18 protein-coding genes are annotated in these 14,312 nt (G+C 61.6%); 13 read left to right on the forward strand and 5 right to left on the reverse strand.

Annotated elements, in window-relative coordinates; all coding sequences use genetic code 11:
• Window positions 1–24: 24 nt before the first annotated feature.
• The 6 genes from DKW65_RS02655 to trpC all read left to right on the forward strand — a co-directional run bounded on the left by DKW65_RS02655 (window position 25) and on the right by trpC (window position 4,935).
• Window positions 25–294: a type II toxin-antitoxin system RelE family toxin gene (locus DKW65_RS02655; protein WP_111655805.1), complete on the forward strand. Its 270-nt coding sequence runs from the start codon at window positions 25–27 to the stop codon at window positions 292–294.
• Entirely contained in the window at window positions 269–634 is a 366-nt protein-coding gene (locus DKW65_RS02660; protein WP_111655806.1) for a helix-turn-helix domain-containing protein, read from the forward strand. Before DKW65_RS02655 ends, DKW65_RS02660 begins: the two co-directional genes overlap by 26 nt.
• Before the next feature lie 300 nt (window positions 635–934).
• Window positions 935–2,437: an anthranilate synthase component I gene (gene trpE / locus DKW65_RS02665; RefSeq protein ID WP_111655807.1), complete on the forward strand. Its 1,503-nt coding sequence runs from the start codon at window positions 935–937 to the stop codon at window positions 2,435–2,437.
• Window positions 2,434–3,018 (forward strand): anthranilate synthase component II, encoded by a 585-nt coding sequence (locus DKW65_RS02670; protein WP_111655808.1) that lies wholly within the window; start codon window positions 2,434–2,436, stop codon window positions 3,016–3,018. The genes trpE and DKW65_RS02670 overlap by 4 nt, the downstream gene beginning before the upstream one ends.
• 1 nt (window position 3,019) lies before the next feature.
• On the forward strand, window positions 3,020–4,066 hold the full coding sequence (trpD, locus tag DKW65_RS02675) for an anthranilate phosphoribosyltransferase (protein ID WP_111655809.1): 1,047 nt from the start codon (window positions 3,020–3,022) through the stop codon (window positions 4,064–4,066).
• The gene (gene trpC / locus DKW65_RS02680; RefSeq protein WP_111655810.1) at window positions 4,063–4,935 is read left to right on the forward strand and encodes an indole-3-glycerol phosphate synthase TrpC; all 873 of its coding nucleotides are present in this window, start codon (window positions 4,063–4,065) and stop codon (window positions 4,933–4,935) included. The genes trpD and trpC overlap by 4 nt, the downstream gene beginning before the upstream one ends.
• Here the strand turns inward: trpC and DKW65_RS02685 are convergent.
• From DKW65_RS02685 to soxR, 3 genes are all read right to left on the reverse strand, one after another.
• On the reverse strand, window positions 4,906–5,067 hold the full coding sequence (locus tag DKW65_RS02685) for a DUF1328 domain-containing protein (RefSeq protein ID WP_111655811.1): 162 nt from the start codon (window positions 5,065–5,067) through the stop codon (window positions 4,906–4,908). The two genes, trpC and DKW65_RS02685, sit on opposite strands and share 30 nt — an antisense overlap.
• Before the next feature lie 94 nt (window positions 5,068–5,161).
• Entirely contained in the window at window positions 5,162–5,629 is a 468-nt protein-coding gene (locus DKW65_RS02690; protein WP_111655812.1) for a PepSY domain-containing protein, read from the reverse strand.
• Window positions 5,630–5,720: 91 nt separating this feature from the next.
• The gene (soxR, locus tag DKW65_RS02695) at window positions 5,721–6,209 is read right to left on the reverse strand and encodes a redox-sensitive transcriptional activator SoxR (protein ID WP_281271648.1); all 489 of its coding nucleotides are present in this window, start codon (window positions 6,207–6,209) and stop codon (window positions 5,721–5,723) included.
• A gap of 120 nt (window positions 6,210–6,329) precedes the next feature.
• On the opposite strand from soxR, the gene DKW65_RS02700 reads away from it, so the two are divergent.
• From DKW65_RS02700 to DKW65_RS02720, 5 genes are all read left to right on the forward strand, one after another.
• Window positions 6,330–6,905: an NADPH-dependent FMN reductase gene (locus DKW65_RS02700; protein ID WP_111655813.1), complete on the forward strand. Its 576-nt coding sequence runs from the start codon at window positions 6,330–6,332 to the stop codon at window positions 6,903–6,905.
• A gap of 123 nt (window positions 6,906–7,028) precedes the next feature.
• On the forward strand, window positions 7,029–7,955 hold the full coding sequence (locus DKW65_RS02705; RefSeq protein ID WP_111655814.1) for an ABC transporter ATP-binding protein: 927 nt from the start codon (window positions 7,029–7,031) through the stop codon (window positions 7,953–7,955).
• Window positions 7,952–8,713, forward strand: a complete 762-nt coding sequence (locus DKW65_RS02710; RefSeq protein ID WP_111655815.1) for an ABC transporter permease — start codon at window positions 7,952–7,954, stop codon at window positions 8,711–8,713. The genes DKW65_RS02705 and DKW65_RS02710 overlap by 4 nt, the downstream gene beginning before the upstream one ends.
• Window positions 8,714–8,721: 8 nt before the next feature.
• A complete protein-coding gene (locus tag DKW65_RS02715; protein WP_111655816.1) occupies window positions 8,722–10,581 on the forward strand; it encodes an ABC transporter ATP-binding protein in 1,860 nt (619 codons plus the stop codon).
• A 14-nt stretch (window positions 10,582–10,595) separates the two neighbouring features.
• Window positions 10,596–11,114, forward strand: a complete 519-nt coding sequence (locus tag DKW65_RS02720) for a protein tyrosine phosphatase family protein (RefSeq protein WP_211315727.1) — start codon at window positions 10,596–10,598, stop codon at window positions 11,112–11,114.
• A 27-nt stretch (window positions 11,115–11,141) separates the two neighbouring features.
• Here DKW65_RS02720 and crp read toward each other — a convergent pair whose 3' ends face one another.
• Window positions 11,142–11,774: a cAMP-activated global transcriptional regulator CRP gene (gene crp / locus DKW65_RS02725; RefSeq protein WP_111655817.1), complete on the reverse strand. Its 633-nt coding sequence runs from the start codon at window positions 11,772–11,774 to the stop codon at window positions 11,142–11,144.
• 410 nt (window positions 11,775–12,184) lie between these two features.
• On the opposite strand from crp, the gene DKW65_RS02730 reads away from it, so the two are divergent.
• Together DKW65_RS02730 and speD are read left to right on the forward strand one after the other, a co-directional pair.
• Window positions 12,185–12,610, forward strand: a complete 426-nt coding sequence (locus tag DKW65_RS02730) for an OsmC family protein (RefSeq protein ID WP_111655818.1) — start codon at window positions 12,185–12,187, stop codon at window positions 12,608–12,610.
• 129 nt (window positions 12,611–12,739) lie between these two features.
• A complete protein-coding gene (speD, locus tag DKW65_RS02735; RefSeq protein ID WP_111655819.1) occupies window positions 12,740–13,543 on the forward strand; it encodes an adenosylmethionine decarboxylase in 804 nt (267 codons plus the stop codon).
• 105 nt (window positions 13,544–13,648) lie between these two features.
• Here the strand turns inward: speD and DKW65_RS02740 are convergent, their stop codons facing one another.
• Entirely contained in the window at window positions 13,649–14,311 is a 663-nt protein-coding gene (locus DKW65_RS02740) for a class I SAM-dependent methyltransferase (RefSeq protein ID WP_111655820.1), read from the reverse strand.
• Between the last annotated feature and the right edge of the window lies 1 nt (window position 14,312).

Raw genomic sequence — 14,312 nt, forward strand, 5'->3', positions numbered from 1 at the left:
GACATCATTGACTTATTAAAACTTATGAAATACCGTGTCGACTGGTTGTTGAGGGCGGTCAAACAGGCCGCCCATCTGCCTGCCCGGGAGCGCGCTCGCATGGTCGAGGCCGTGGACCGGTTGGCGGGCTGGCCGCTGCCGGTGGCGGACATCAGACCGATTCGCGGCCAACCGGATCGTTATCGGCTTCGAGTGGGTCGGTACCGCGTATTGTTTGAGGTGGCCACAGCCATACAGGTCATCCGTGTGGAAGAGGTGAAAAAGCGTGATGAACGCACATATCAGCGCCGTTGAGACGGATATCGAGTACGAGGTGCGCGAAGAGCAGGGGCGCCATCTGGCCGTGCTGCCTCTCGGACAGTTCCTGAGCCTGGTGGAGCGCGCGGGCCAACTGGATGCCCTGACCCTGCCCCATGAGGTGGCCAGTCGCTACCTGCGTGATGGCGTGCCCCTGCCTCGTGGTTGGCGCGAGTATCTGGGCCTGACCCAGGCCGCCGTGGCGGAACGGCTCGGTGTGTCCCAGGCGCAGGTGGCGCAGTGGGAACATCCGGATGCGCGGCCGCGACGCACCAGCCTGAACAAGCTGGCGCGGGCGCTGGGCATCCATCCGGCCCAGTTGTCGCTGCGGGATTGATGGATGTGCCGGTTGATGTGCCGGGTACTCGCAGCGCGGCCCGTTGCCCGCTACAATCGGGGTTCGCGCGCTGGCCTGGCCAGCGCTGACTCGACACGATAAAAGGATCAATCCGGTGCGCCGGACAACTGACACCTTCGTTTCTGCCTGCCTGTTCGCGCCCGCCTGTTGGCGATGGTGATGCTCGTGTGCGCCTGACCGGTCTGCTGACGGGTCGGCCACGCTGATCCGGCAACGCCGAAGCCGGGTCTTGTCAGCACCCTCGGCATCACCTGATTGAAGCAAGACCAAGGACAGTGCATGTCACCGGAACAGTTTGATACCTATGCCCGCGCCGGCTATACCCGCATTCCTGTTGTACGCGAAGTGCTGGCGGACCTGGATACCCCCCTTTCTGCCTACCGCAAGCTGGCCGCGGCGCCTTATAGCTGCCTGTTCGAGTCGGTGCAGGGGGGCGAGCGCTGGGGCCGCTACTCGATTATCGGCCTGCCCGCGCGCGAGGTGCTGCGTATCCACGGTGACACCGTGCTGATCAGCGCCCCGGGGGAGCCGACACGCAGCGAGCAGGTGGCCGACCCGATTGCCTGGATCGATGCCTACCGGCAGCAGTATCGTGCACCGGAAGTGCCTGGCCTGCCGCGTTTCAATGGTGGCCTGGTGGGCTATTTCGGCTATGACAGCGTGCGGTACTTTGAGCCGCGCCTGGGCCCGGCCCGGGGCGAGGACACGCTCGGGGTGCCGGATATCCTGCTGATGCGCACCGAGGAAGTCGTGGTCTTCGATAATTTGCGCGGCAGCCTTTTTCTGGTGGTGCTGGCGGACCCGGCCGACGCTGATGCGCTGGCCCGCGCCCGCGCGCGCCTGGATGCCTTGCAGTTGCAGTTGCGGGCGCCCTTGCCGGAACCGGAGGATCGCCCGCATGGTGCGGCGCTGGACGAAAGCGACTTCGTTTCCGAGTATCCGCAGGCAGATTTCGAAGCAGGTGTCGAACGTATCCGTGAATATATCCTGGCCGGCGATGTCATGCAGGTGGTGCCGTCGCAGCGCATGTCGGTGCCGTTTGCGGCGCCGCCGCTGGATCTGTACCGGGCGCTGCGTTACCTGAACCCGTCGCCCTACATGTTCTATCTGGATCTCGAGGATTTCCATATCGCCGGCAGCTCGCCGGAGATCCTCACCCGGGTGGAGCAGGGGGTGGTCACGGTGCGGCCAATTGCCGGCACCCGCCGTCGAGGTGCCACCGAGGCCGAGGATCAGGCGCTGGAAGCCGATCTGCTGGCCGACCCGAAGGAGCTGGCCGAGCACCTGATGCTGATCGACCTGGGCCGTAACGATGTGGGCCGGATTGCCGAGGCGGGCAGCGTGCGGTTGACGGAAAAAATGGTGGTGGAGCGCTACTCGCATGTCATGCACATCGTCTCCAACGTGGACGGCAGTCTGCGCGAAGGCTGCGGGCCTCTGGACGTGCTGCGCGCCACCTTCCCGGCGGGCACGCTGAGTGGCGCGCCGAAAATCCGGGCGATGGAAATCATTGATGAACTGGAGCCGGTGAAGCGTGGCGTCTACGGCGGCGCTGTAGGCTACATCGGTTTCAACGGCGAGATGGATACGGCCATTGCGATCCGCACGGCGGTGATTCGCGACGGCCGTCTTTATATTCAGGCAGGCGCGGGCGTGGTGGCAGACTCGGTGCCACGTCTCGAATGGGAGGAAACCATGAACAAGGGCAGGGCGGTATTTACCGCCGTGAATATGGCCCTGGGCGGTTTGTCCCTGCATTCGGCACAGGAGGACGCAGAATGACTCGTGTGCTGATGATTGATAACTACGACAGTTTTACCTGGAATCTGGTGCAGTACCTGCAGGAACTGGGTGCTGAAGTGCTGGTACATCGCAATGACCAGATCAGCCTGGCACAGATGGAAGCGCTGGCGCCTGATCGGCTGATGATCTCGCCCGGGCCCTGCACGCCGAACGAGGCGGGGATCTCCATGGAGGCCATCCGGCATTTTGCGGGCAAGCTGCCGATTCTGGGTGTGTGCCTGGGGCATCAGAGCATCGGCCAGGTGTTCGGCGGTGAAGTGGTGCGTGCCCGCGAGGTGATGCACGGCAAGACCTCGCCGATCTACCACACCGGGCAAGGCGTGTTTCGCAACCTGCCTTCGCCCTACACGGCCACGCGTTATCACTCGCTGGTGGTGCGCCGCGAGAGCCTGCCGGAGTGTCTGGAGATCACGGCCTGGACCCGGCATGACGATGGCCGCATGGACGAGATCATGGGCATGCGCCATCGTGAGCTGGACATTGAAGGGGTGCAGTATCACCCGGAGTCGATTCTGACCGAGCACGGGCATGCCCTGCTGAAGAACTTTCTGGAGCGCTGAGATGGATATTCGTGAGGCCCTGGCCCAAGTGGTGGAACACATTGATCTGGACTTCGAGGCCATGCGGGCGGTGATGAACCAGATCATGACGGGGGGGGCCACCGATGCACAGATCGGCGCTTTCCTCGTGGCTCTGCGCATGAAAAGTGAATCTCTGGACGAGATCACGGCGGCAGCGCAGGTCATGCGTGAACTGGCGACGCCGGTGGATATCGGTGATCTGCGCTATGTGGTGGACATCGTCGGGACCGGCGGCGACGGTGCCAACCTGTTCAATGTGTCGTCGGCCTCATCGTTCGTGGCCGCCGCGGCAGGGTGCCACGTGGCAAAACACGGCAATCGTTCCGTCAGCTCGAAGAGCGGCGCGGCGGACTTGCTGGAGGCAGCGGGCGTGCGCCTGGATCTGAGCCCGGAAGAGGTGGCGCGGTGTATCCGTGAGGTGCGTGTCGGCTTCATGTTTGCACCGGCGCATCACGGTGCCATGAAGCATGCGATCGGTCCGCGTCGTGAGTTGGGTCTGCGCACCCTGTTCAATATTCTGGGCCCCATGACCAACCCGGCCGGTGTGCGTCGCCAGGTAGTGGGGGTGTTCTCCGACAAGCTGTGCCGGCCGATGGCTGAAGTGCTCGGTCGTCTGGGTGCCGAGCATGTCATGGTGGTGCATGGCCTCGACGGCCTGGATGAAATCAGCCTGGCAAGCAAGACCCATGTGGCCGAATTCCGGGATGGTGAGGTGCGTGAGTACGTGATTACGCCGGAAGCAGTGGGCATCAGTTCGGCCTCCCTGGTGGGGCTGGATGTCACCGATCCGGCGGCGTCGTTGGCCTTGATTCGTGACGCGTTCGGCAAACGCCAGGGCGAGCATGCTGGCAAGGCGGCCGATATGATTGCGTTGAATGCCGGTGCCGCCATTTATGTGGCGGGTGTCACCAGCTCGTTGAAGGACGGTGTGCGCATGGCGGACGATCTGATACACAACGGCGAAGCGGCGGAGCGCCTGCGCGAGCTGGCCCGGTTCACCGAAATGCTCAAGGGTGCCGAGGCATGAGTATCCAGAAAACCGGTACGGTGCTGGATCGCATCCTGGACCGCAAGCAGGAAGAAGTGGCAGCACTGCGTGCGCAGAGACCGCTTGCCGAGGTTCGTGCCCGGGCGCAAGAGGCGTCGCCGGTGCGTGGCTTTCGTGCCGCGTTGCAGCGGCGTATCGATGCCGGTCAGGACGCCGTGATTGCGGAGATCAAGAAGGCGTCACCCTCCAAAGGCGTGATCCGCGAAGACTTTGATCCGCAAGCCATTGCGCGCAGCTATGCGTCGGGTGGCGCAGCCTGCCTGTCGGTGTTGACGGATCGCGATTTCTTTCAGGGGGCTGACCTGTATCTGCAACAGGCCCGTGCGGCCTGCAGCCTGCCGGTCCTGCGCAAGGACTTCACGATTGATCCTTACCAGATATGGGAAGCGCGGGCGCTGGGCGCGGATTGTATTCTGCTGATCGCGGCGGCACTGGATGATGCATTGATGGCCTCTTTGAACGACACGGCCGTCGAAGCAGGGCTGGATGTATTGCTGGAAGTGCATACCCGCGAAGAGCTGGAGCGTGCGCTGGCGCTGGACGTTGCTCTGGTAGGTATCAACAATCGCGACTTGCACAGTTTCGAGGTGTCACTGGAGACCACGATAGCCCTGCGTGATGCGGTGCCGGATGACCGGCTGCTGGTGACAGAGAGTGGCATTGTGGCGGTGCAAGACGTGGAACGCATGCGCGCGAATGGCGTGCATGCGTTCCTGGTGGGCGAGACCTTCATGCGTGCCCCGTCTCCGGGGGATGCGCTGGCCAGCCTGTTCCGCGTCCAGCCTGTTGCGGATGGTGTGACAAGTGCCGGGGCGGCGTCAGGGGGCGCGTCGTCCGGTGATCAGTGAGATCACCAGCAGTATCAGAAAGATAAAGAAAAGAATCTGAGCGATACCGGTGGCTGCGCCAGCGATGCCGGTGAAGCCGGCGACACCCGCAATAATGGCAACAATGAAAAAAAGCAGTGCCCAACTCAACATGATGTGTTCCTCCTTGTTTGGCGTCGCTTTCACCATTGCGCGTTGCAGGCAGCGGGTCCATGAAAAAAGCGTAAAAGTCCGTTGAGTGCCTGTCTTAATCGCGCTCCACGCGGGTGACCTCGCCGGTGTCGTCCGCGATGTAAAGCCCCAGGTCGCGGCCCTCACGGTCTTCGCCTTCCACCTCAATGCGTCCGCGGCGATCAACCTTGATGTCTTCGAAGGTGACCATGCCCTGTGCTTCGGCGGTGTCGATGGCCGCATGCACCTGATCCAGGGTCATCCCCCAGCTCCCGCCTTCGTGGCGACTGCGCTCTTCCCGGCGGCGGTCACCGCTGGTGGACAGCTTGATCTCGGCACGCCAGGTTTCATCAAGCCAACCTTCGATCTCGATGTTGCGCTCATCATGATCCGCGTCGATTTCGATGTACCGGATAAAACCGTAGTCATCGGCGTGACTCAGGGCGTCGCGAATATCGTCGGCCGGAAGTCCGCCAGACAGGGCAGGGCTGGCCGCAGCGCAGAGCAGTGCAGCGATAAGGGTGTGCAGGGCGCGGATACGCATGATCGTTATCCTCTATCGATGGTCTTTCGATCTTCCGCCTGCGCCTGACGATGCGCAATCCGACCAGCGCAAAAATATGTAAAGCGTCGAGTCAGTTCTCTTCCAGATCGCGTTCGGATGCATGCTCAAGTACCCAGGCGCCGGAACCCTCGCTGGCCAGTTCATCCCAGGGGTTGCGTAGCGGGCAGCTTTCCACCGACAGGCAGCCGCAACCGATGCAGTCGCTCAGGTAATCGCGAAGCCGCTGCAGACGCAGGATGCGGTCATCCAGTGACTGGTGCCATTTGCGCGACAGGCGTTCCCAGTCGCGGGTATTGGGGGTGCGCCCCTCCGGCAAGGTCGCCAGTGCCTTGCCGATTTCGGCCAGGGGTATGCCGGTGCGCTGGGCGACCTTGATGATGGCGACGCGCCGCAGCACATCACGGCTGTAGCGGCGCTGGTTGCCATTGCTGCGCGAACTGCGAATAAGGCCTTTTTTCTCGTAGAAATGAATGGCGGAAACCGCTACGCCGCTGCGTTGGGCTACTTCGCCCACCGACAAGGCGCGTTCGAAGGCGGCTTTCCTGTCTATCGATGCCATAGCATTTTCCTCTCTGTTGTGCGCTTTACCTTAAGTAATGTTGAGGTTTTACACTGCCTTTCATGTCAGGGCAACCCCGCCGCAAGCGGACAAACAGGACAGCAAACAGGAGACATGCACATGAAACAGGCACATCGTATAGCAGTGATCTATGGCAGCACTCGCGAGGGGCGTCTGGCGGATCGGGTCGGCGCCTGGGTGCGGGGCCAGTTAGGTGAGCACGCAGGGCTTGAGATTGATGTCATTGATCCTCTGTCTGAAGCATTACCGGCGCATCATGAAGCGCAGGACAGCCCGGCCTTGCAGCGTGTACAGGCACGTCTTGCAGCGGCCGATGCTTTTCTGGTGTTGACGCCGGAGTACAATCACAGCTTTCCGGCAGCACTGAAGTTCCTGATTGATTCGGTCTACGATGCCTGGCAGGCCAAGCCGGTGGGCTTCGTGTCCTACGGCGGCCAGTCCGGCGGCTTGCGGGCCGTGGAGCAGCTGCGTCAGGTGTTTGCCGAGCTGCATGCCATGACCGTGCGCGACGCAGTAGCCTTCGTAAACGTCTGGGAGCAGTTTGCGGACGGGGGTGCCCTGTATGCGCCTGCGCGCAGCGCCCGTGCCTTCCATCGCATGCTGGATCAGCTGCTGTGGTGGAGCAAGGCCCTGAAAGACGCGCGAAATGACGACGATTACGCGCGGGTCGCCTGAGTGGGCGTGTCGAATTGCACTCGCGCGGCGCGATCAGAATCGTTACCGCAAGCAGCATTCTGCTGACACCGTGTGTCAGCAGAATGTTCCACACTAGCGCACCGTATCGCCTCTGGAGGGAATGTGACTGCCATTATCGAGATAAGTGGCCTGACCAAGACGTATGCGTCCGGGTTTCGGGCACTCAAGGGCGTCGATCTGACGATCCGGGAGGGGGAGATCTTCGCGTTGCTCGGACCCAACGGCGCAGGCAAGACGACCCTGATCAGCATTGTCTGCGCGCTGGTGCGTGCCTCGTCGGGTAACGTGAGGGTCGCCGGGCACGACATCGTGGAGGACTACCGTGCCGCCCGGAGCCTGATCGGGCTGGTGCCGCAGGAGCTGACCAATGACATGTTCGAGACGGTCTGGGCAACGGTATCCCTGAGTCGCGGCCTGTTCGGCAAGCCGCCCAACGATGCACTGCTGGAACGCATCCTTCGCGACCTGTCGCTGTGGGACAAGCGCCATGACAAGATCATGGCGCTCTCCGGCGGCATGAAGCGTCGGGTGCTGATTGCCAAGGCACTGGCCCATGAGCCGCGTGTCCTGTTCCTGGATGAGCCGACCGCCGGTGTCGATGTGTCGCTGCGGCGTGACATGTGGGCCATGGTGCGACGGCTGCGCGATGAGGGCGTCACGATCATCCTGACGACCCACTATATCGAGGAAGCCGAGGAGATGGCCGACCGCGTCGGTGTGATCAATCACGGTGAGATCATTCTGGTGGAAGACACCGCATCGCTGATGCGCAAGCTGGGTTCCCGGCAGCTGTCGGTGCACCTGACCCAACCGCTTTCGATACTGCCGCCGGGTCTGTCAGATCTGCCGCTGACTCTGGTGGATGACGGGCATACCTTGTCCTACACCTTCGATGCGCAGGATGAGCGCGGCGGCGTGGTGCCCTTGTTGCGCGCCCTGGAAAAGGAGGGGATCGAGTACCGGGATCTGCACTCCAGCCAGAGTTCACTGGAGGATATCTTCGTCGGGCTGGTGGAGGCCAGGACATGAACACCTACGCAATCCGTTCCATATACCGTTTTGAAATGGCGCGCATGTGGCGCACGCTGATGCAGAGCATTGCCTCGCCGGTGATATCCACCTCGCTTTACTTTGTTGTCTTCGGGGCGGCCATCGGGTCGCGCATGATGGAGATCGACGGAGTCAGTTATGGTGCTTTCATCATTCCTGGCCTGATCATGCTGATGCTGCTTAACGAAAGTATTTCCAATGCCTCGTTCGGCATCTATATGCCGCGCTTCACCGGAACCATTTATGAACTGCTGTCGGCGCCGGTGTCGCCGCTGGAGATCGTGATCGGCTATGTCGGCGCGGCAGCGACCAAGTCGGTGATCCTCGGGTTGCTGATCCTGGCGACCGCGCGACTGTTCGTGGATTATCAGGTCATGCACCCGGTCTGGATGATTGGCTTTCTGGTGCTCACGGCGGTGACGTTCAGCCTGTTCGGCTTCATCATCGGTATCTGGGCGGATGGCTTCGAGAAGCTGCAGATCATTCCGATGATGATCGTTACGCCGCTGACCTTCCTCGGAGGCAGCTTCTACTCCATCACCATGTTGCCGCCGGTCTGGCAGACCATCACCCTGTTCAATCCGGTGGTGTACCTGATCAGCGGCTTTCGCTGGAGTTTCTACGGCACCGCAGATGTGCATATCGCCGTGAGTGTGGGCATGACGCTGCTGTTCCTGTTGGCCTGTCTGGGCATCATTGCCTGGATGTTCCGTACCGGGTATCGCCTCAAACCCTGAGACTGTTTATGTTGCGCTGGTTCGAAAGACGTCTTGATCCCTTTCCGCCTGCGGAGCCGGATCAACCACCGGATTCGCTGGTGGCCTTCTGTCTGCATTACACCCGTGGTGCCTGGCCGTGGCTGCTGCTGACCACCTCGCTGATGGCCGCCATTGCGCTGATCGAGGTCTGGTTGTTCAGCTTTCTCGGCAGCATCGTCGACTGGCTGTCGGAGCAGGATCGCAGTACCTTCCTTGCTGACCAGGGTGGCCTGCTCACGGGTATGGCGCTGGTGGCCGTGGTGTTGTTGCCGCTGATGGTGATTCTGCATTCCACCATCAATCACCAGGTATTGATGGGCAATTTTCCCATGCGCATCCGCTGGCTGGCGCATCGCTATTTGCTGCGCCAGTCCCTGGCCTATTACCAGGACGAGTTTGCCGGTCGTATTGCCACCAAGGTCATGCAGACGGCGCTGGCCGTGCGCGAATGCGTGATCAAGCTGCTCGATGTGCTCAACTATGTGGTGGTGTATTTCATCGGCACCGTGCTGATCGTCGGGCTGGCCGATATTCGTCTGGCCTTGCCGTTGCTCGCGTGGCTGGTCTGTTATCTGTTGATGTTGCGCTACTTTGTGCCACGCATGGCGCGGGTGTCTCGCGAACAGGCCGATGCGCGCTCGATGATGACCGGCCGCATTGTGGACAGCTATACCAATATCCAGACGGTAAAGCTGTTTTCCCATGCCCGCCGCGAGTCCGATTATGCCCGCGATGCCATGCAGGGCTTCATGACCTCGGTGCACCGGCAGATGCGTCTGGTCACCGGCCTGAACGCCACCCTCTACCTGCTCAATGCAGGCTTGCTGTTTGCCACGGCGGCACTGGCGCTCTCGCTCTGGGTGAATGCGCTGATCTCGGTGGGGGCTGTCGCCATGGCGCTGGCACTGGTGCTGCGCCTGTCGGGCATGTCGCAATGGATCATGTGGGAAGTGGCCGCACTGTTCGAGAATATCGGTACCGTGCAGGACGGCATGGCGGCGATCTCGCAGCCACAGGTGGTCACCGATGCGCCGGACGCGCGCCCCCTGAACGTCTCTCGGGGGCGTATCGAGTTCGAGCGGGTGCGGTTTCATTACGGCAAGGGCAGTGGTGTCATCGAGGACCTGTCGCTGTCGATCCAGCCGGGTGAAAAAGTCGGCCTGGTCGGCCGCTCCGGTGCGGGCAAATCCACCCTGACGCATCTGCTGCTGCGTTTCCACGATCTGGAAGGTGGCCGCATTCTCATAGACGGTCAGGATATCGCCCGGGTCACCCAGGAATCGCTGCGTGCGAATATCGGCATGGTGACCCAGGACACCTCACTGCTGCATCGCAGCGTGCGCGACAACATTCTCTATGGGCGGCCCGCTGCCAGCGAAGCGGCACTGCAGCGTGCGGCGGGTCGGGCGGAGGCGCTGACCTTCATCGACGGCTTGCAGGACGCCCGCGGTCGCACCGGCCTTGATGCCCACGTCGGTGAGCGCGGGGTCAAACTCTCCGGCGGTCAGCGCCAGCGCATTGCCATTGCCCGGGTCATGCTCAAGGACGCGCCCATCCTGATTCTGGATGAGGCCACCTCGGCGCTGGATTCCGAGGTCGAAGCCGCCATTCAGGAAAACCTGTACCGGCTGATGGCGGGCAAGACGGTGATCGCCATCGCCCACCGCCTGTCCACCATCGCAGCCATGGATCGTCTGGTGGTCATGGATGAGGGGCAGATCGTCGAACAGGGCACCCATGACGAGCTGCTGGCACAGGAGGGCATCTATGCGCGCCTGTGGGCACGCCAGTCGGGTGGTTTTCTGGATCCGGGTGATACACTGGAGGCTGCCCGTTCCAATGCCTGAGGAGAGTCTCCTGCATGCAGCCGGTTCACCAGATTATGTTACTGGGTCGCAGTGTCGGCCAATGGTTGCGCCATCGACTGTTGCGCCCGCTGCGGCGCGACAGCGTGGAAGGTATCTACAATTATCTGCCGCTCGGGCCGGACCTGCTGACCAGCGGGCAACCCACGGAAGCGCAACTGGCGCGTCTGCGCGACAGCGGCGTACGCCGTGTCATCAATCTGGCGCCGGTGACGGCAGATAACGCGCTGGCGGATGAGGCGGGCACGGTGGCGACGCTGGGCATGGAGTACACGCATATTCCGGTGGACTTCAAGGCGCCCACCGAAGCGGACTTTCAGCGCTTCTGCGAGGCCATGGCCGCGCGTGAGGGCGAAAAAACGCTGGTGCATTGCGCCGCCAATATGCGTGTTTCCGCCTTCATCTACCGCTATCGCTGTGAGGTGCTGGGGGAGGTGCCGGCACGGGCGCAACGAGATCTGCACCGCATCTGGCACCCCCAGGGGGTGTGGCGCGATTTCGTGCGCCGGTCCTGAGCGCAGCCGGGCTGGCCGGCGGGTGTCCTAGCGGGTGCCGTAGACCACCATGGTCTTGCCCTTTACTGACACAAGTCCTTGATCTTCAAGGTTTTTCAGTACCCGGCCGACCATCTCGCGGGAGCAGCCGACGATGCGGCCGATTTCCTGGCGGGTGACCTTGATCTGCATGCCGTCCGGGTGGGTCATGGCGTCCGGCTGTTTGCACAGATCGAGCAGGGTGCCCGCCACACGTCCGGTAACGTCCAGGAACGCCAGATCGCCCACCTTGCGGGTGGTGGCGCGCAAACGCCCGGCGATCTGGGCGGACACGGTAAACAGGATGTCTGCGTCCTCGCGCGCCAGCTGCCTGAACTTGGCATAGCTGATCTCGGCCACTTCGCACTCGGTTTTCGCCTTGACCCAGGCGGAGCGGCTGGGCTCCTGTTCGAACAGGCCCATTTCGCCGAAGAAATCCCCCTCATTGAGGTAGGCCATGATCATTTCGCGGCCGTCGTCGTCCTCGATCATCACCGTGACCGAACCCTTCAGAATGTAATAAAGGGCATCGGACTCGTCGCCAGCGTAGATGATGGTGCTCTTGGCCGGGTACTTGCGGCGGTGACAATGGGCCAGGAAATTGTCCAGGTTGGGAATAATCTTGTTGCTGGAATCCGTCATGGCCTGCTGTTCATCGTTGTGTATAGGTAAAAAAGGTGACAAAACGGTCTGATATTGCCCTTTTTTGGCGGCGCTGCCAAGGCGACATTACAGCGTATGCGCACTGCTTGGCAGTGAGGGCTGACTTTCCTGCCTGATGGCATTCTGCCATGCCTCTCATCCCCGGGGCCGGCCGTTGCGGCATCCTTCACGTTGCCGGGGAGCATGGGCGCTTGCGGGCGACGTGTCAATTTCCGACAGGCGTGCCCCGGGCTGACAGACCGTGCTCTGGCGTAAAAAAACTCGCTGACAGCCCCCCGGCATACTGTGTCCGGGCCGACGGTATGATAATCTGCGCGCCCCCTGTCGATGCTGCGGTCATCGGGCGGGTGAGCGGCCACGGGTCATGCAACGGGCAACGGAAGACGGTAATGAAGGCAGTGATACGCTGGCAGGGCGCGGCCTGCTTCGAGGGTGAATCCGGCACCGGACATCGCGTGCTGATGGACGGCCCTGAGGACCATGGCGGTGAAAACCGCGGTCCGCGGCCCATGGAAACCCTGTTGCTGGGTCTGGGCGGCTGCTCGTCGTTCGATGTGGTGCATATCCTGCGCAAGGCTCGCCAGGACGTCACCGACTGCCGTTGCGAGATGGAGGCAGAAAGGGCAGAAGACGAAGTCCCTGCTGTTTTCACCCGCATCCACCTGCATTTCGTGGTCAGCGGCAATAACCTGAAGGAGAATCAGGTGCGTCGGGCGGTCGAACTGTCGGCGGAGAAATACTGCTCCGCGTCCATCATGCTGGCGCGCGGCGGGGTGGACATCAGCCACAGTTACGAGATTGACATGCAGGTGTAATGGCCCCGGTGGTACCACTGGCGGGGTTTAACAGACTGGCGCAGCGGGGTATGGTGTTCTCCAGACCTGCCGGCAGCGCCGGTTTCCGGTAATGACAGACTGCGTCACGCAGAGGAAAGGTAGACCGAGGTGAAAGATCCCAACCCGAAAATCCGGCTGCACGGCTTCAATAATCTGACCAAGTCGCTGAGCTTCAATATCTTCGATATCAGCTATGCGAAGACCGAGCAGCACCGCAAGGAGTACATCGAGTATATCGATGAGCTCTACAACGCCGAGCGTCTGACCGAAATCCTCACCAACGTCACCAAGATCGTTGGTGCCAACGTCCTGAATGTTGCTCGCGAAGACTATGAGCCGCAGGGCGCCAGTGTGACCATGCTGATCGCCGAGCATGAAAGCCCACCGACGGATCCCGACTTCGATGAAGAGGCACCGGGTCCGTTGCCGGATACCATCGTGGCGCACCTGGACAAGAGTCATGTGACGGTGCATACCTATCCGGAGTCGCATCCGGATAATGGTATTTCCACTTTCCGTGTGGATGTGGACGTCTCGACCTGTGGTGTGATTTCACCGCTGCGGGCGCTGAACTATCTGATTCACAGCTTCGACTCGGATATCGTCACGATCGATTACCGGGTGCGGGGCATGACCCGTGATGTGGATGGCACCAAGCACTATATCGATCACGATATCAATTCGATCCAGAACTTCCTGACGGAAGATACGCAGAATGCGTACCAGATGATTGATGTGAACGTGTATCAGGAGAATATCTTCCATACGAAGATGCTGCTGAAGGACTTTGATATCGAGAACTATCTGTTTGGTGCAGGCTCGGATGAGTTCAATGCTGATGAGCTGGAAGATATCAAGGCGCGGTTGCGCAAGGAAATGCTGGAGATTTTCTACAGCCGCAATATGGAATAATGGCCGTTGCGAGCTGGCTGTTCTTGAGAAAACCACCCGAAAGGGTGGTTTTTTCGTTACGGGTTTGGTGATCGTGCCCTCCGAGGGCCGTCACGTGCAGCCCGGTTAAAGGCTCCCTGCCAGCTTCCGGAGCAGCACGATATTGGTCGCGGGGAGCATTACGTCATAGCCATGTGTCTGGGCCCACCACTGGAAGGTCGCCGGTTTGTAGAAGCAGACGTGGGTCGGGTCGCGGCGGTAATGCCAGTGCGCGAAGGTGGCGTCGTTCATCAGCCAGCTGGTCATGATGCCCAGCACGCCGCCGGGGCGCAGCAGGCGATCCAGCAGGGCGAAGCTGTCCCCCGGGGTGTGGAAATGCTCGACGACTTCCGTGCAGGTAATGAAGTCGTACTGGCGCGTCAGTCGCGCCGGGTCGGGGGCATACAGGGGGTCGTAGTGGGCACAGGGAAAGCCGCGCTCTGTCAGCATCAGTGACAGGGTAGGGCCGGGCCCGCTGCCGAAATCCAGGCCCTCGGCACCGGCGGGTAATTCCGCCTGCATGGGGCCCGCCAGGCGATCCAGGAAAGTCCGGTAGCCGCTGTCGGCGGGATCGTTGCGGTGCAGGTCGTATTGCTCGCGCTCGGTGGCGAGGTCGGGCAGGGCGTCAGGGGTGAGGAAGGTGAGGCGGCAGCCGGGGCAGCGCAGGTAGTCGACCTGGCGCCCCATCAGTTCGGCCCTGGCGAAATGCGCCGGGGCCGGATGCTGACAGAGCGGGCAGGCCGTGGCCATC

The organism is Isoalcanivorax indicus (assembly GCF_003259185.1).
In the GTDB taxonomy this organism is placed as follows: domain Bacteria; phylum Pseudomonadota; class Gammaproteobacteria; order Pseudomonadales; family Alcanivoracaceae; genus Isoalcanivorax; species Isoalcanivorax indicus.